5 protein-coding genes and 1 pseudogene are annotated in these 18,550 nt (G+C 60.4%); 4 read left to right on the top strand and 2 right to left on the bottom strand.

Annotated features, from left to right (window positions below; translation table 11 throughout):
• Positions 1–1,341 carry an HlyD family type I secretion periplasmic adaptor subunit gene (locus tag ACIQV9_RS20120; RefSeq protein ID WP_403104838.1) on the bottom strand — a complete coding sequence of 447 codons (1,341 nt, stop codon included), beginning with the start codon at positions 1,339–1,341 and terminating at the stop codon, positions 1–3.
• 6 nt (positions 1,342–1,347) lie between these two features.
• On the bottom strand, positions 1,348–3,084 hold the full coding sequence (locus ACIQV9_RS20115; RefSeq protein ID WP_403104835.1) for a type I secretion system permease/ATPase: 1,737 nt from the start codon (positions 3,082–3,084) through the stop codon (positions 1,348–1,350).
• Positions 3,085–3,694: 610 nt separating this feature from the next.
• Here ACIQV9_RS20115 and ACIQV9_RS20110 point away from each other — a divergent pair.
• From ACIQV9_RS20110 to ACIQV9_RS20095, 4 genes and pseudogenes are all read left to right on the top strand, one after another.
• Positions 3,695–14,677 (top strand): peroxidase family protein, encoded by a 10,983-nt coding sequence (locus tag ACIQV9_RS20110; protein WP_403104832.1) that lies wholly within the window; start codon positions 3,695–3,697, stop codon positions 14,675–14,677.
• A 224-nt stretch (positions 14,678–14,901) separates the two neighbouring features.
• Positions 14,902–15,306 (top strand): hypothetical protein, encoded by a 405-nt coding sequence (locus ACIQV9_RS20105; protein WP_403104829.1) that lies wholly within the window; start codon positions 14,902–14,904, stop codon positions 15,304–15,306.
• An 86-nt stretch (positions 15,307–15,392) separates the two neighbouring features.
• Positions 15,393–15,551 (top strand): annotated as a pseudogene (locus tag ACIQV9_RS20100) (two-component sensor histidine kinase); the annotation flags it as partial.
• Positions 15,552–15,733: 182 nt separating this feature from the next.
• Complete coding sequence (locus ACIQV9_RS20095; RefSeq protein WP_403104826.1) at positions 15,734–18,541, top strand: multicopper oxidase domain-containing protein; 2,808 nt, start codon at positions 15,734–15,736, stop codon at positions 18,539–18,541.
• Positions 18,542–18,550 lie beyond the last annotated feature (9 nt).

The raw sequence follows: 18,550 nt of genomic DNA, 5'->3' as shown, positions 1-18,550 counted from the left end.
TCATTGTTCCTTGAAGGAGCTGTCAACACGCTCGAGCATTGGTTTGAGAAGATAGCTCATCATGTTGCGCTCGCCAGTCTTGATGGTGACGCTGGCGGGCATGCCCGGACGAATGTGATTGCTGCCAAGCAGGCTCATGCCATCAGGCGTGACTTCTACCTGAGCCAGATAGAACGGTTGCTTGCTTTCCTCGTCGAGCAGGCGGTCGGCGGAGACGGTCTTCACGCGGCCGGGGATGTTGGGCGTCTGGGCGTGGTTGAAGGCCGGGAAGGCAATGTCCACGGCCAGGCCGGGGACCATCTTGTCGATGGCCTGCACGGGAATCATCGCATCGACCTGCAGCGGTTCGTTGTCCGGAACGATTTCCATGATCTTGAAGCCGGGCTGAATGATCCCGCCGACCGTAGCAATGCTAAGGGACTGGACCATGCCATCGATCGGCGAGCGAATCACCGTGTGGGTCACTTCATAGTCCAGCGCACGCAAGCGGTCAGCCAGGGTGGTGTTTTCCTTGGCGGTGTCGGTGAGCTGCGATTCGACTTCCTTCTGGTAATCGTGCTGGCGCTGCAGGATGCGCAGCTTGATTTCGGTGATCTGGCTACGCACGCGAGCGATGTTATTGAGGTTCTCGGCCTGGCCGGCGGAGAGGTCGGCATTGCTGCGTTCCAGCTCAAGCAGGCGGTTGCGTGGCACATAGCCTTCGGCCGCCAGCACGCGGGTGCCTTTCAGTTCCTGGTTGAGGAAGTCGATCTGCGAGGCGCGGGCGCCATAGACCTGTTGCAGACCCTTGAGCTGCACCGCTGACGCCGCGAGGTTTTCCTGCAGGATGCTGATTTCGCCAGCGAGACCGGCGCGTCGGGTGTCTAGCAGGCGTTGCTGCAGATTCATGGCGGCCACCAGGCGGTGGTCATTCCCGAAGTGCTTGAGCAATTCGGGATCGTAGTTCACCACCTCGCGGCCGTCGCGTTCCGCTTCCAGACGGTTTTCCACCGTCTTGCTGACGATGTACTGGGCGCTGACCGCACCCTGTTCGGACGCGGCACGCAGTGAGTCGAGGCGGACCACCTCCTGGCCTTTTTTCACTGCATCGCCTTCGCGAACAAGAATGGCCTCCACAGTGCCGCCGGTCAGATGCTGCACGGCTTTACGATTGCTGGTGACTTTGACCGTACCAGTCGCGACGACGCCGGCATCCAGCGGCGCCAGCCAGGACCACAGGAGAAAGCCGCCGAAGCCGGCGAGCATCAGCAACATGCCCCAGCGCACGGGTTTACCGACGTCCAGATCTATCACGCTCTTGGAATCGGCGAGAATCATCTCAGTGTGTTGGCTCATTTGCATGATCGGTCACTCCCGTGCTTTGACGGAGGCCAGCGGAGTCGATGCGCCTGCAGGCATCACACTTGCCTTACGCAGCGCTGCGAATACTTCGTCGCGAGTACCGAGCATCTGCACACCGCCGTCGCGCAGCATCAGCACCTTATCGACGGCGCAGAGCACATTGGGACGGTGGGAAATCAGAATGACGGTGGCGCCGCGGTTTTTCAGTTGAGCCAGCGCGTCGACCAAGGCTTTTTCACCGACGTCGTCGAGGTTGGCGTTCGGCTCATCCAGCACAATCAGATTGGGTTCTCCATACAGCGCGCGGGCCAGGGCGATGCGCTGCTTCTGGCCACCGGAAAGCGGGCTGCCATCGGTGCCCAGACGGGTCTCATAACCCTGCGCCAAACGCAGGATCATTTCGTGCACTCCAGTCGCCCTGGCGGCGCGGATGACCGCATCGCTGTCCACTTCGCCAAAGCGTGCAATGTTGTCGGCGATGGTGCCCTCGAACAGCTCCACGTCCTGTGGCAGGTAACCGAGCCAGGGCCCGAGTTCGCCCTTGTTCCAGGTGAATATGTCCGCGCCGTCCAGGCGCACCTTGCCGGCCTGCGTCGGCCAGACGCCGACCAACAGACGGGCGAGGGTGGATTTGCCCGAGGCGGATGGACCGATAATGCCAAGGCTTTCGCCGGGGGAAAGGTTGAAGCTCACCCCGCGCAGAATCGTGTTGCTGGTGCCGGGCGCACCGGCATACACATTCTCCACCGCCAGCATGCCCAGCGGCCGCTGCAGTGACATGCTCGGTGGCCGGCGAGGATAGTCGTTCAGCATCTCGTTCAACCGGCCCCAGGCGGAACGGCAGCCAAGCAGTTGCTTCCACGACGCGATGACTTGTTCCACCGGGGCCAGCGCGCGGCCGGTGAGGATCGAGCAAGCAATCATCATCCCCGGGGTGATCTTGCCTTCGATCGCCAGCAGCGCGCCGGCGCCGAGGATCAGCGACTGCAAAGTGATACGCACGAAGCGCCCGGTACTGCTTATCAGGGCGGCACGGTCGGAAGCCAGGGTCTGCATTTCCAGAATGCGCAAATGGCTTTGGTACCAGCGCTTGCCGATCGAGGGCAGCATGCCCATGGCTTCGATGACCTCGGCGTTGCGCAGGTTGTTGTTGGCGTAGCTGGCGGAGGAGAGGGCGGCCTGATTGGCTTCGGTCAGTGGCTTTTGCGTTGCCTTCTCGGTGAGATAAGCCAGGCCCACCAGAATCAGCGAGCCGATCAGCGTGATCAGTCCGAGCAGCGGGTGGATCAGATAAGCGACCAGCAGGTAGATGGGCGTCCATGGCGCATCAAAGAATGCGAACAGACCATTGCCGGTGAGAAATTGACGCACCTGCGCGAGATCCTGCAGGGCCTGGGCCGGATTACCTCCGGCGCGGCTCAGGTTGCGCTCGAACGATGCGGTGAAAATGCGTCGATTGAGGTCCATGTCGAGGCGGTTGCCGACCCGGATCAGCACGCGGGTGCGGAACATTTCCAGCGTGGCCATCAGCAAGAACAGGCCTATCACCAGTAAGGTCAACATCGTCAACGTTGTGACGTTTCGACTGACCAAGGCCCGATCATAGACCTGCAGCATATAAATAGCTGGCGTCAACATCATGACGTTGATGACGCCGCTGAATCCTGCCAACGAGAAAAAACTGCCGCGAAGTCGAAAGAGCGCGTCGGCCAGTTCGGATCGGGTGCTCGACTGTTTGTGCATTTGACTGGTCCCCTCTTCGAAAAGCCGTTCGCTCTAGGGCGAATCTCTTGCAAATTTCTGCTTTGCTCCCATAGCCAGCAGCGTAGGTGCCAACAAAACAACTTGAAATAACATTTCGCTCTAATGCTGCATCGAACTATCTATAAGTCTTTTAAAAACAGCTAGTTGAAAGGTCTATAACCAATCGTCAGTTTTGCGTGTCGTAAAATTGACAATTTTTTGTGATGCGACTTAAGTCTTATTCATTGAGGGAACCGCCCGCCTGGAGTCTGTCAACTTTTTGGCAACGTAAGGCGCGGTGATTTTCCTGAGGGAGGGCACCATGTCGATCATTTCGTTCTTCTGCAGAGTGAAGGGGCTGTTCAGCACGTTCGCTTTTACTTCAAGTTTCCATGGCCCACCCAGGGCTCGGATTCGCTCTGCCTAATCGCAAGGCGAGCACTTCTTTCGCGAATTCCAGGCCCCGGGGAGCCGTATAACGGCTTTGCCTTCCCGCGCCAGCGCTCGCCAAAAAAATGAACCAACACACTACGCAAGCCAGCACCTGACTGGGCGTGGGGAGATTCTTATCGTCCCGTGTCCTTCCCCAAAGATATCGAGGGCAATCAAAATGGCCAATTTCAACAAGTCGGACCTGGAATTCATCCTCAAACAAATCTTCATCGCCGAAGCGCATGCTGACGGCGCCAGCCTCAGTGATTTGCTACCTAACAGTCAGGTGCCATTCGGTCTGCGTACCGTCGATGGCAGCTCCAACAACCTGGTCGCCGGGCAAACCGAATTTGGCGCCGCGGACAATTCTTTCCTGCGCCTGCTTGATGCTTCTTATAGAGCGGCCTATGCCGGGACCGGGTCGGTGATCGACCCGCAGCCAAGGATCATCAGTAACCTGATCAATGATCAGACCGCCAACAACCCGGCCGCGGTTGCGGCGAACGGCGGTGCCGACCCGGTGATCAGCCCAGGTTTCGATGGTGTGTTTGGCACGGATGACGACAAGGAAGTGTTCTTCATCCCTAACGAGTCGCCGGACGCTGGTCTGACCGCCGGCTTCAACTCGTGGATGACCTTCTTTGGCCAGTTCTTCGACCACGGCCTCGACCTGCTCAGCAAGAGCAGTACCGACATCGTGTTTATTCCGTTGCAGCCGGACGATCCGTTGTTCGTGCCGGGCAGCCCGACCAATTTCATGGTGCTGTCACGGGCAGTGCGTACAGCCGGTGCGGACGGAATTGTCGGCACTACCGATGATGGCCAGCCCAACACCACCTCGCCGTTCGTAGACCAGAGCCAAACTTACAGCTCGCACCCGTCGCATCAAGTGTTCCTGCGCGAGTACGTCCTCAACGCGGACGGTGACCCTGTTGCAACGGGGCGCTTGATTACCAACCGCAATCTGGGTGCCGATGGCAAGTTCGGCACGGCCGATGATAGCGACGGCGAAAATGGCGGCATGGCGACCTGGGCTGTGGTCAAGGCCCAGGCCCGTGACATTCTCGGCATCAACCTGACCGACGCCGATGTGCACAACGTGCCGCTGCTGGCAACGGATGCGTATGGCAACTTCATCCGGGGCTCGAGCGGTATGCCGCAGGTGGTGATGCGCGTCAGTAACGGTACTGACGGTATTGCCGGGACGGCTGATGACGTCACGCAACTGGTCGAAGGCAACCGGGATGCTCCGATCAGTCTGGCCAGCGCCGTGAGCACCGGGCATGGCTTCCTCGACGACATCGCCCACAATGCCGCGCCGGTAGTCGTCGGCGGGGTTCTGCAGGCGGATGCTGACGCCGATATCGGCAATGCGCAGCCCGTTGGCGCGGGCGGTAAAAACCTGACCTACGACAACGAACTGCTCGACGCTCACTACATTGCCGGCGATGGCCGGGCGAACGAGAACATCGGTCTGACCGCCGTGCACCATGTGTTCCACTCCGAGCACAACCGCCTGGTCCAGCAATCCAAGGAAACCATCCTGGCCGCGGGTGATCTGGCGTTTCTCAATGAGTGGCTGGTGGACGATGTGGCCGCGATACCGACTACACTCGCCGAAATCGCAGCATTGGTGTGGGACGGCGAACGGCTGTTCCAGGCCGCCAAGTTCGGCACCGAGATGCAGTACCAGCACCTCGTCTTCGAAGAGTTCGCGCGGACCGTTCAGCCGCAGGTTGACGCATTCCTTGCCCCCAACGGGTATGACACCTCGATCAACCCGGCCATCCTCGCCGAGTTCGCCCACGTGGTGTACCGCTTCGGTCACTCGATGTTGACCGAGACTGTCGATCGCTTCGACCCCGAGTTCAATCCGCTCCTTACTGACCCGAACAACCCGGACTCGCAACTCGGTCTGATCGCGGCCTTCCTCAATCCGCTGGCATTCGCCGGCAGTGGCGCTACTGCAGACGAAGCGGCAGGGGCGATCATTCGCGGTGTGACCCGCCAGCTCGGCAACGAGATCGATGAGTTTGTCACCGAAGCGTTGCGCAACAATCTGCTCGGTCTGCCCCTCGATTTGCCGGCCCTGAATCTGGCGCGTGGTCGCGACACTGGCATCCCCACGTTAAATGAGGCGCGGCGTGAGTTCTACGAATCAACCGGCGACAGTCAACTCAAGCCGTACATCAGTTGGGCTGACTGGGCGGACAACCTCAAGCACCCCGAGTCGTTGGTCAACTTCATCGCGGCCTATGGCACGCATGACACCATTACGGCCGCGACTACGCTGGCAGGCAAACGCGATGCTGCCCTGGCGCTGGTGTTCGGTGGTGCCGGTTCGCCGGCTGACCGCCTGGACTTCCTCAACGGTAGCGGTGCCTGGGCCAACGTAACGAAGGCCGGCAGGGACGGGGTACTGGGTACCGCAGACGACCTGACGGGTGTAACGATCACGGGCGTCGACGACATCGACTTCTGGGTCGGTGGCCTCGCCGAGCAGAAGATGCCGTTCGGCGGTATGCTCGGCTCGTCGTTCAACTTCGTGTTTGAGACCCAGATGGAGGCGTTGCAGGACGGCGACCGCTTCTACTACCTGTCACGTACAGCGGGCCTGAACTTCGGCACCGAGTTGGAAAACAACTCCTTGGCCAAGCTGATCATGCTCAACACCGACGTCACTCACCTGTCGAACACGGTGTTCCTGACGCCGACGTACACCCTGGAAGTGAATCAGGCTAATCAGTTCACGGGCCTTGGCGCGGGCAACGCCGATCCGACTGGCGGCCTCATGATCCACGGCGTGGAAATCGTGCCGCTGGTGATCCGCGACAACCCCAACACTGTTGGCGCGGACAGTAATTATCTGCAATACACCGGTGAAGACCATGTCGTCCTCGGCGGCACCGCCGGCAATGACATCATCGTCTCCGGTGAGGGCGATGACACCCTTTACGGCGATGGCGGCAACGACCGCCTCGAAGGCGGCGCCGGCAACGATGCGGTACTGGGCGGCGCGGGCGATGACATCATCACCGACTCCTTCGGTGACAACCGTCTGGAAGGTAATGCCGGTAACGATGTGATCATCGCCGGTAGCATGCTGGCTGGCGGCAACCTGATCCTGGGGGGCGATGGCCAGGACTTCATCATCACCACCGAAGACGTCAGCACCACTTTCGGCGGTCAGGGTGACGATTTTATCCTCGGTGCCAAGACCAACCTGCCAGCCACCGGCAACGAAGGCGATGACTGGATCGAGAAGGGCACCCAGGACGGTGCGCCTGGCGATAACGCTGCGCCGTTGCTCAATGACGATACGATCGGCAATGACATCTTTGTTGGCGGTGCTGGCTTCGACGAAATGATCGGCGAGGGTGGCGATGACATCTTTGTCGGCAGCGATGCCCAGGACAATATGGACGGCATGTCCGGTTTCGACTGGGTAACCCACAAAAATGACCGGGTCGGCGTGACCGTTGACCTGACCATGGCTACGCTGGCGCAGCCACACGGCAACGCACCAAACCAGAATAACGGGCCGTTCAATCCGGTCGGCGCCTCGCCGGCCTCGATCCTCGACCGTTTTGCCGAGGTCGAAGGCTTGTCCGGTTCGCAATTCGGCGATGTGCTCAAGGGCGATAATATTGATGCGGTCACTATCGTCGACCACGGTGGCGCCACGGGCAGTGCGCTGACCAATGTGGCGTTGATCCGCGGACTGGAGCAGTTTCTGGCCGACGCCGGTTTGCCGACCACCGGCTTTGCCACGGGCAACATCATCCTCGGTGGCAATGGCAGTGACCTGATCGAGGGCCGCGGTGGTGATGATCTGATCGATGGCGACAAATGGCTCAACGTCAGGATTGCGGTTTATGGCCCCAACGACGTCAACCATACCGGCCCCGAGATCGCCACGTTCGACAGCATGGTCGATATGATCCCGTTCATGCTCGACGGCACCTACAACCCGGGTCAGCTCAAGGCCGTGCGAGAAATCCTGCCCGGCACTTCGACAGGCGGGGCGGCTTTCGACACCGCCGTTTTCTCCGGTCTTCAGTCCGAGTATGTGGTGACGCGTGATACCCGCGGCACGGCCGATGTGGCGGACGATGTCTGGACGGTGACCGATACCGAAGTGGGTCGCGACGGCACCGATACCTTGCTGCATATCGAACGCCTGCAGTTCGCCGATACCCAGCGAGTGCTGGTGACGGGGCTGAACGCACAACCGGTGGGCAGGCCAACCGTCGCGGATGGAAACGGCGGCGCGATCACAGTGGGCGACACACTGACCGTCAGCATGGCCAATGTGCGCGATGCCAACAACATCGCGGCGGGTAACCTGCAGGGTTTCGTCAATAACGCCTCAGTGTCCTACTATTGGCAGTTCGAAGCCGACCCCGGCACTGGCGTGTTCGAAGACATCATCCTGCTGCCAGCGGGTAACTTGGCGTTCCAAAGTGCCGACGGCACCACGTTCAAGGTCTCGCCGGACCTTGCCGGGCTGGCACTGCGGGTCAAGGCGATCTACCAGGATGGTCATGGCACGACTGAAGTGGTGTTCTCGCAACCGACTGGCGTGGTGGAACCCGGCACGCCGGTTGTGCCGACGGCGCAGACACCGGTCGTCAATGCCACCGAGGGTGGCGAGGGCCTTCACATGGTCCGCTCCGACCTCAACTTCATCCTTGATCAGATCAAGATTGCCGAGGCTGATGCGGCCGGTCAGGACATCCTTTCGCTGATCCCGAATATCCGCGCGCCCTTGGGCCTGCGTGCAGTCGATGGCTCGAACAACAACCTGATGAACCTCAACGGCATCAACAACACCGAGTTTGGTGCCGCGGATAACACCTTCCCGCGCTTGACCGATCCGGTCTTCAATCCGGCGGAAGGTGCTCCTGCCGGCTTCTTCGGCCCCGGCTCGCCGGCGATCCCGGGTTCGTCGTATCAGCAGAGCAGCGGTTTTGTGTTTGACTCGCAGCCGCGCACGATCAGTAATCTGATCGTCGACCAGACGTCGAACAACCCGGCGGCCTATGCCACGGCTTACGACCCGGGTGCGGACGGTGTGCTGAACTTCGGCGCGGAGGATAACGACGACGTGCTCAAGGAGGGCACACGGATAGTCGCCAGCCCCGGCATGGATGGTCAGTTCGGTACTGCCGACGACCATGATGTGTACCTGTTCGAGAACACCGCGTCGGATGCGGGGTTGTCCGCGCCGTTCAACGCCTGGATGACCTTCTTCGGGCAGTTCTTCGATCATGGGCTGGACCTGCTTACCAAAGGCGGTTCGGGCACCATCTTCATTCCGCTGCAACCGGATGATCCGCTGTATGTGCCAGGTGGCCACACCAACTTCATGGTGCTGACCCGCGCGACCAACCAGCCAGGGGCGGATGGCGTTCTCGGTACTGCCGACGACATCCATGAGCACACCAACACCACCTCGCCGTTCGTGGACCAAAACCAGACCTACAGCTCGCACCCGTCTCACCAGGTGTTCCTGCGCGGTTATGAAATGACCGACAACGGCCCCATCGCGACCGGCAGGTTGATCACTAACCGAGACCTGGGGGCGGATGGCAAGTTTGGTACCGCAGACGACATCGAAATCGGTGGTATGGCGACCTGGAAAGTGGTCAAGGCGCAGGCCAACGACATTCTGGGTATCCGCCTTACCGACGCCGACGTCGAAAACTCCCCGCTGTTGGCGACCGACGCCTATGGCAATTTCATCAAGGGGCCGAACGGCTTCCCGATGGTCGTGATGAAGGGCGTTGACGGTCTTGGTGGCACGGCTGATGACGTGCTCGTCGAAGGCAATCCGCTTGCCCCCATTAGCCTGACCAATGCTGTGCGCACCGGTCACCAGTTCCTCGCCGACATTGCCCACAATGCAGCGCCGGTGTTCAGCAGTGGCGTGCTCGTGCCTGACGCGGATTCCGATATTGGCAATGCAGTGCCGTTCAATCCGCAGACCGGGGCCAACCTGGCCTACGACAACGAGTTGCTCGATGCGCACTACATCGCTGGCGACGGCCGGGTCAACGAGAACATCGGCCTGACCGCGGTGCATGCGATCTTCCACTCCGAGCACAATCGGCTGGTCGCGCAGACCAAGGACACCGTGCTCGATTCGGGTGACGTGGCCTTCCTCAACGAGTGGCTGCTCACTCCGGTGAGCGCATTACCAGCCAACCAGGCTGAGATCGATGCGCTGGTGTGGAATGGCGAGCGCTTGTTCCAGGCTGCCAAGTTCGGCACCGAGATGCAGTATCAGCACCTGGTGTTCGAGGAGTTTGCGCGGGCCATCCAGCCCAACGTTGACCTGTTCTTTGCACCGACCCAGGTCTATGACGTTGACCTCGATGCCTCGATCGTCGCCGAGTTCGCCCATACCGTGTACCGGTTTGGCCACTCGATGCTGACCGAGACCGTCGATCGCTTCGACGTCGACTTCAACGTAATCGGCGATCCGAACAGCGCTGATCCTGATCAGCAACTCGGCCTGATCGCGGCGTTCCTCAACCCGTTGGCGTATGCCGCCAGTGGCGTGACGCCCGAAGATGCGACCAGTGCGATCGTGCGTGGGATGACTCGGCAAGCCGGTAACGAAATCGACGAGTTCGTCACCGAGGCGCTGCGCAACAACCTGCTCGGCCTGCCGCTCGACCTGCCAGCGATAAACATCGCCCGTGGCCGCGACGTGGGGATTCCTTCGCTCAATGCGGTCCGCCGCGACATCTACAGCCAAACCGGTGATACCCAACTCAAGCCGTACACCAGCTGGGTCGACCTGGTGCAGCACCTCAAACATCCGGAGTCGTTGATCAACTTCATCGCGGCCTATGGCACGCATAGCACGATCACGGAGGCGACCACGCTGGAAGGCAAACGCGCTGCAGCCATGGCGCTGGTATTTGGTGGTGATGATGCGCCGGCTGACCGCATGGACTTCCTCAACGGCACCGGTACCTGGGCCAACGTAACGCGGGCCGGCAAAGATGGGGTGCTGGGGACTGCCGACGACCTGAAGGGAGTGACGATCACGGGCGTTGATGCCATCGACCTCTGGATCGGCGGTCTGGCCGAAGAAAAAACCCCGTTCGGCGGCATGCTCGGCTCGACCTTCAACTTCGTGTTCGAGAACCAGTTGGAAAAACTGCAGGACGGCGACCGTTTCTACTATCTGGAGCGTACCGCTGGCCTGTCGATGAATGCCGAACTGGAAAGCAACTCGTTCGCCAAGCTGATCATGGCCAATACCTCGGCTACGCACTTGCCGGGCCTGGTGTTCTCGGACGCTGGGCTCTATCTGGAAAGGGACCGGAGCAAGCAGTACAACGATGGCCTGGGCAACGCCGATCCGCTTGGCGGGGACGGCGAGCAGGTGGTGTTCCGCGACAACCCGCTGACCGCAGGGCCGGACACCAACTACATCAAGTACACGGGTGAAGAGCACATCGTGCTGGGCGGTACCAACAATGCAGACATCCTCATCTCCAGTGAAGGCGATGACACGGTCTGGGGTGATGGCGGCAACGATGTCATCGAAGGCGGTGACGGCAACGACCAACTGCGCGGTGGCGCCGGCGACGACATCATCACCGACCGCGGCGGCGACGATAACATCCAGGGTGGCGACGGCAACGACGTGCTGCACGGTGGCAACGGCGTCAACCTGATCATCGGCGGGTTCGGCAATGACTTCATCGTGACCGGCGAGGACGCCTCCGAGGCTATTGGTGGCCACGGCAACGACTTCATTCTGGGCAGCAAAGCCAACGAACAGGACATGGGTAACGAAGGCGACGACTGGATCGAGAAGGGCACTTCGGACGGTGCACCTGGCGACAACTTCGACCCGCTCGGCAACGACCCGATAATCGGCCACGATGTGTTCATCGGCGCTAGCGAAAACGACAAGTTCAACGGCGAGGGCGGCGACGACATCATGGTCGGCAGTCTCGGCCTGGGTGACCGCTATATCGGTGGCTCCGGCTATGACTGGGCAACCTTCAAGGGGCTCGCCCAGGGCGTGACCATCGACTTCACCGACCGCTTTTTCGATGTACCGCCGCTGCCGGGTTCGGGTGCTTCGGCGCTGGTGCGGTTCGACATCATGGAAGGGCTGTCGGGTTCGTCCCACGGTGACTTCCTGCGCGGTGATAACGAAGATGCCACAACACTGCCCACCTCCGGTGCAACTGGCAGTGTGTTGACCAACATTGATCTGATCGACGGCCTGGCTGATTTGCTGCCAGACGGAGCGACGTTCTTCGATGGCGGCAACATCATCCTCGGCGGTAGCGGCAGCGACCTGATCGAAGGTCGCGGGGGGGACGACATCATCGATGGTGACAAGTGGCTGAACGTACGCATCAGCGTACGGGCGAACGCTGATGGCACGGGCGCGGAAATCGCCACGTTCAACAGCATGGAGCCGCTGGTGCCGTTTATGTTGAACGGTACTTACAACCCGGGCCAGTTGGTCATCGTGCGGGAGATTCTGACCGGCAATGACAGCTTCGACACCGCGCTGTTCTCCGGTAATTTGGGGGAATACGGCATCGAGATCGATGGCGACACTGTCATCGTGACCGACTCGGTGGCGGGGCGCGATGGTGTCGATCGCTTGACGGGTATCGAGCGTCTGCAGTTCGCTGACGTGGCGCAATCGTCCGGAGTGGGCACCGCTCAAAACAACGACCCGTCGGGTCATCTGGCAATCCTCGATGCTGCCACCGGTGTGCGTGACAATACGCCTGTCGCCGGGCAGTTGTTGCGCGTCAGTGATCTCGGGGTGCGCGACGCGGACAACCAGAGCGTGACCAATCCGACCGGCGCCGTGACCGGTGGAGTGGCTTACTACTGGCAGGTCGAAACCATTGCCGGTTCGGGCGTCTATGACGACATCACCACCGTCGCCGCTGGCGAGGCAACGCGGGCGATCGGCACTACCTACCGGGTGACTGACGATGTGGCGGGTCTGAACATCCGCGTCCGGGCGGTGTACCAGGATGCCAAGGGCACGCTGGAAATCGTCGACTCGTCCGAGAACAGTGCACCGACCGAAGGGCCGACCATAACCGGGCTTACCGTGCAGAACCAGCTGTTGACCGCTGACCCGGCGAGCATCATCGACCTCGATGGCCTGAGCAATCCTCAGTTCACCTATCAGTGGCAGGCGAACGACGGGCTTGGCTTCGTCAACATCAACGGCGCTACCGGTAGCACGTTCGCGCTTGGCCAGGCTCAGGTCGGCCAGGAAGTGCGCGTGGTGATCGGGTACGTGGATGACTTCGGTGCGGCCGAAAGCGCTTCGTCGAACATCCTGGGGCCGGTGGACAACGTCAACGATGCACCGACTGCTGGGCCGACCGTCACCGGGCTTGCAGTGCAGAACCAGGTGTTGACTGCTAACCCGGCAAGCATCATCGACATTGATGGCCTGAGCAATCCGCAGTTCACCTACCAATGGCAGGCGAGCAACGGGCTTGGTTTCGTCAACATCAACGGCGCTACCGGTAGCACGTTCGCGCTTGGCCAGGCTCAGGTCGGCCAGGCAGTGCGCGTGGTGATCGGTTACGTGGATGACTTCGGTGCGGCCGAAAGCGCTTCGTCCAACATCCTGGGGCCGGTGGCCAACGTCAACGATGCACCGACAGGTGCGTTGCTGATCAGCGATACGACACCGGCTCAAGGGCAGGTGCTGACCGCGCTGACGGGCGGGATTGTCGATGCGGATGGGCTGGGCACATTCAGCTTCCAATGGCAGCAAGGTGTCGGCGCTTCCTTCACCGACATCAACGGCGCGACTGCTGCGACCTTCACCCCAGGTGCGGCGCAGGGCAATCAGCAACTGCGAGTGATCGTGCGCTACACCGATGGCTTCGGCACGCTGGAGTCGGTGACCTCTGCGGCGACGGCTGCGGTTGTGGTACCGGGCGTGGTACTGCAGGGCAATGCTTTTGCGAACACCCTCACCGGCACCGCAGGTAACGATGTGCTGCTTGGTCTGGGCGGGAGCGATACGCTGAATGGCCTGGCCGGTATCGACCAGTTGTTGGGCGGCACTGGCAACGACACCCTCAACGGGGGAGACGACAACGACGTCCTCAACGGCGAGGACGGCGACGACACCCTCAACGGTGGGCTCGGCGCGGATGCCATGAACGGCGGTGCCGGCAACGACACGTTTGTGGTCGACAACGTCGGTGACCTTGTTACCGAGGCGCTGGGTGGTGGTACCGATCTGGTGCGAACCAGTCTGACGAGCTACCTGCTCGGTGCCAACGTCGAGAACCTGACCTATACGGGAGCCGGTAACTTCACCGGTACCGGTAACGCGCAAGCCAACACCATCACCGGCGGGATCGGAAATGACTTCCTCAATGGCGGTGCAGGTGCTGACCGGTTGGTGGGGGGCGCCGGCAACGATACCTATGTCGTCGACGCAGCCTTGGACGTGGTGGTCGAGGCGGCGGGTGGCGGTACGGACACCGTGCAGACTTCGCTGGCCAGCTACACGCTGGGCGCTAATGTCGAGAATCTGACCTACACCGGAGTCGGCAACTTCGTCGGCAACGGCAACGGGTTGAACAACGTCATCACCGCCGGAGCGGGTAATGACACCCTCAATGGTGGCGACGGCAACGACCAACTGTTCGGTGGCATTGGCACGGATACCCTGAACGGCGGCACTGGCGATGACAGCCTCGACGGCGGTGATGGGGCGGATGTCTTGAATGGTGGAACAGGCAACGACACGCTGCTCGGTGGTGACGCTAACGACACATTGTTGGGTGGAGCCGGCAATGACTTTATCGATGGCGGAATTGGCAACGATACGGTTACTGGCGGTGCCGGCAACGACATGATGGTTGCCAGCAGTGGCAACGATATCTTCATGTTCGCAGCGGGCTTTGGGGCTGATCAGATCATCGGCTTCGATGCCGACGCGGTGGGAGGCCAGGACCGGCTCGATATTTCCGCGTTCGGCGTCACTGCTGCGACCTTTGCCGGCATCGTCATCATCACCGATGTCGGTGCGGATACCTTGATCAGCTCCGCAGGACCTGAATCCATCCGCCTGGTCGGTGTGGCCGATGCAACAACCGTCACTGCCGCAGACTTCATTCTGGCCACTTGAGGTTCTGATCAGTAAAGTCGCAGGGAGCGTGGACAGCGAACGGGAGGGCAATGGATGCCCTCCGGTTTTTTAAAAAGTCTGGCCGTTTGTTCGGCCGAAAATGCGTGAACCACCCTGGCAAGTTGGTATGTCGGTATGTCGGTTCGTGGGAAACGCTCGATCAACATTTGACCAGGGAATGGAGAAAGGGGAGCCCGACCTTGAACATTTCAACGACCTGCGCCATGAGCAGCCTGTTGGTTTCGCTCGCCGCTTCTGCTACCGGGATTATTCCGGTCTTCGAGCTGGACTTCACCCGATCCGCAACAGAAACGCTGCAAAAAATGGGCATCAACGACGCTTGTATTATCGCCGCTTCACATCCCGCTGAATTTACTTACTGCCGAGAAGGATCGTCCACGCTCTGGAAGTATCAGGCGTTGGATCTAGAGCAACAGGCTGCGATCCAGATTGGCCAAACGCGGTCTTCGATGGATCATCAGCGAATTACTGTCGCGCAATTCAATAGCACTGCCTGCGAAGAAGATCACCCTGCGCCAGTGGTAAACCCGGCTATCAGTCGTGGACTTGTCCTCGGCCTGCTCACCCTGTTTCTGTTGATCGGTTTTCGACGCGCCCGCCACCTGTAATCCAAACGTGATGAATGCTTCCCGCTGACCCTTAACGGCTGAACAAGCTGATAAGACACCAGACTGCCCCAGTCGCAAAAATCCTGGAACAACGCAGCATGGCGTTCCGTCCTTTTTTCAACACCAGGCAAGGTGGCCTGGTGCTGGTCAAGCGGATGATGGAGCGGTGCGGCGGTGCGTTCCGTCTGGAAAGTCGCGAGGGCGAGGGCAGGTGTTTCTGCCTGCTGTTCAAGCGGATTCCATGAATATGGGGATGAACTTTACCCAGTAGCGGGTGCCATGCCCCAGTCGCTTTTTGGGCATGGCAAATTGATGTTGATAAGCCGTTGTTTTGCTGGATAACGATGCTTTGTATAAAACATTACGAATCTGGCGAACTCCTTGCAACCCCCCCCATTACCCCTTCACGACTTCGAGGCGGCTGGTGATGGACAGAAAAGCGCGGCACCCCTGCAAGTGGTTTGGTCTCCTGGCGCCCCTGAGCGTCCTTCTGACAATGACGCTCGGCACTACGAGCCTGCGCGCCAGCCCGATCGACGACGAGCGACAGCCCGAACCGTCCGACCCTTCAGCGTACTACGACGAACCGGCTGACAAAGCAGGCGCCATGAACGCCATTTTGACCATGCCCCCGGCTAACGTGGATTCCTTCGATTTGCCGGGGGGCGTCAAAGGCACCCGAAAAACCCCGCTCCAGGAAAACATCCTGCCGCCAGCGCTGCAGACCAGTTTCAATTACCCCACCAACGGAAAACCCAGTCCGCTGTACGGTGCTCTGCCGTTCACTCAGCCACTGGCGCTGTTCGAAGAATTCGGTCTGGAAAAACTCGACCCCACCACCCCGGCGGCGCAGTTGCCGTTTCCACCTGCCACCATCGGCCCGCTGCCGCAACAAGATCCCACCAGCGTCGCCCGCAGCGCTCCGCCGAGTGCGGCGCTCGACGCGTTCTTGCGTCAACCGGGCCTGACTCCGTTCCCCAGCCATTATTCCAACGTGGTCGACCGCAACCCTTGGCAGAAGCAGATTGAATTTTTCCTCAACCGCCGTATCGGTTCGTCGGCGGAAGGCCGTCCGCCAGGAAAAGGCTGGTCGCACCAGCGCTGGAACGAGTTTTACCCGCAGGTGGCCTACAAGACCGTGCAAACCGGCGCACGGGTGAATACCGGTTTGCGTGACAGTCGTCAGATGCACCGCTATGCCGTGGGCGAGTTTGGCCCCAGTGGCCTCTATTACAATGTGGCTGGCGTGCCGGCGACCGCAGGCACCTCCAAAGGCGTTGAACCGCGTTTTCACCCGAAAATGCCGGTGCAGAAACACAACTCGGTCTGGACCTTCGACGGCACCCTGCCGCCCAAATTGCTCATGGTGCGTTATGGGCAACCGGTGTTGATGCGCCATTACAACGGCTTGCCGATCGACCCGTCGGCGAACATGGGTTTTGGTCTGCACACCATCACCACCCACGAACACAACGGCCACGTACCGGCGGAAAGCGACGGTTATACCAATGCGTTTTTCTTCCCTGGGCAATTTTACGACTATCGCTGGCCGATCCAGTTGGCCGGTTACGACAGCATCAACACCAAGGCTGAAGACCCGCGTGCAGCGTTTCCGTGCTCGCCGGGCGAAACCCTGTGGACTAACGACCTCAGCCCCGGCCGCAAAACCTGCGACAACGGCATGATCAAGATCCGCGGCGACTGGCGCGAAACAATGAGCACCCACTGGTTCCACGACCACATGCTCGATTTCACCGCGCAGAACGTCTACAAGGGCAACGCGGCGATGATGAACTACTACAGCGCCCTGGACCGCGCCAATGAATCGGTGAATGACGGCGTCAACCTGCGCCTCCCCAGCGGCAGCGCCTTGCCCTGGGGTAACCGCGACTACGACGTCAACCTGATGTTTTCCGACAAGGCGTGGGATAAGAACGGTCAACTGTGGTTCAACCCCTTCAACACTGCCGGCTTCCTCGGTGACCAGGTGCTGGTCAACTGGAAGTGGAAACCGGTCCTGGATGTGCGCGCCCGCAGCTATCGCTTGCGCATGCTCAATGGTTCTGTGTCGCGCTACTTCAAAATGGCGCTGGTGCGCGAGATCAAGGGCAGCACCGGTGAGTTCCAAGGGCCTGCCGGGTCGGGCGTGTCGTATGCCCGGGTGCCGTTCCACATGATTGCCAACGACGGCAATATCATGGAACACAGCGTACCGTTCGACGGCAGCATGGACCTGGATGCTGACGGTGACAAACAGAACCACAACGCGATCCTGCCAACCCTGGGCATCGCCGAGCGTTTCGACATCATCGTTAACTTCTCGAAAAACGGGATCAAACCAGGCGACAAGCTGTTCTTCGTCAACCTGCTGGTGCACCAAGACGGCAAGGGTCCGGAAGAACCCGTCGCCCTGGCTGACGTGCTGTCCGAGAAATACCGGGCGATCATCAAGCAAACCAGCAAGGGGCCAAAGTGGGAGGACGGTGATCCGGCGGTAGGCAAGGTGTTGCAACTCAACGTCAAGGCTTACACCGGCCAGGACCTGGCCATGGACCCGGCCGCTTATGAGCCGGCCAAACCGGGCAAGGCTGAAGGCCTGTTTATGATCCCGCTGAAGATTCACTACGACAATGCTGCCGACAAGGCGCTGCTGGCCAAAGTTCGTCACCGCACCTACACCTTCGGCCGTTCCGACGGCACCGATGAAGCGCCCTGGACGGTCAAGACCGACGGAGGCTACGGGTTTCGCATGGACCCGCGCCGGCTGAACACCTCGATCAAACTGGCCAGCGGTCCGACCGACGCCGGCGTCACGGGTTTCGGCACGCTGGAAGTGTGGCACATCAAGGGCAATGACACGGGCTGGGGCCACCCGGTGCACGTGCACTTCGAGGAAGGGATCATCCTCAGCCGTGGCGGCAAGCCACCACCGGAATGGGAAAAATGGGCACGCAAGGACGTGTATCGCGTCGGTTCGGAAAAGGATGGTACGGACAATGTCGAGATTGCGATCCAATTTCGCGAATTCGCCGGCACCTACATGGAGCACTGCCACAATACGCAACATGAGGACAACTCAATGCTGTTGCGTTGGGACGTTGAAAAACCCGGGCAAGTGCAGTTGATGCCGACTCCGTTGCCGAGCTGGGATGGTGTGCGCTACGTGAACTCTGCTGCGCTGCCAACCTTCCGCACCGGCGACGGCTACGGCACCAAAGCAGAGGTCACACCATGATCCGCAGGG

The organism is Pseudomonas sp. NPDC099000 (assembly GCF_044759925.1).
Taxonomy (GTDB): Bacteria; Pseudomonadota; Gammaproteobacteria; order Pseudomonadales; family Pseudomonadaceae; genus Aquipseudomonas.
The sequence above is the reverse complement of the archived record's forward strand: the minus strand, read 5'-3'. Positions and strand labels throughout refer to the sequence as shown.

Bases quoted from the DNA above. Each gene is read 5' to 3' on its own strand.
- ACIQV9_RS20120 (WP_403104838.1), bottom strand. From the start codon at position 1,341: ATGCAAATGAGCCAACACACTGAGATGATTCTCGCCGATTCCAAGAGC.
- ACIQV9_RS20115 (WP_403104835.1), bottom strand. From the start codon at position 3,084: ATGCACAAACAGTCGAGCACCCGATCCGAACTGGCCGACGCGCTCTTT.
- ACIQV9_RS20110 (WP_403104832.1), top strand. From the start codon at position 3,695: ATGGCCAATTTCAACAAGTCGGACCTGGAATTCATCCTCAAACAAATC.
- ACIQV9_RS20105 (WP_403104829.1), top strand. From the start codon at position 14,902: ATGAGCAGCCTGTTGGTTTCGCTCGCCGCTTCTGCTACCGGGATTATT.
- ACIQV9_RS20095 (WP_403104826.1), top strand. From the start codon at position 15,734: ATGGACAGAAAAGCGCGGCACCCCTGCAAGTGGTTTGGTCTCCTGGCG.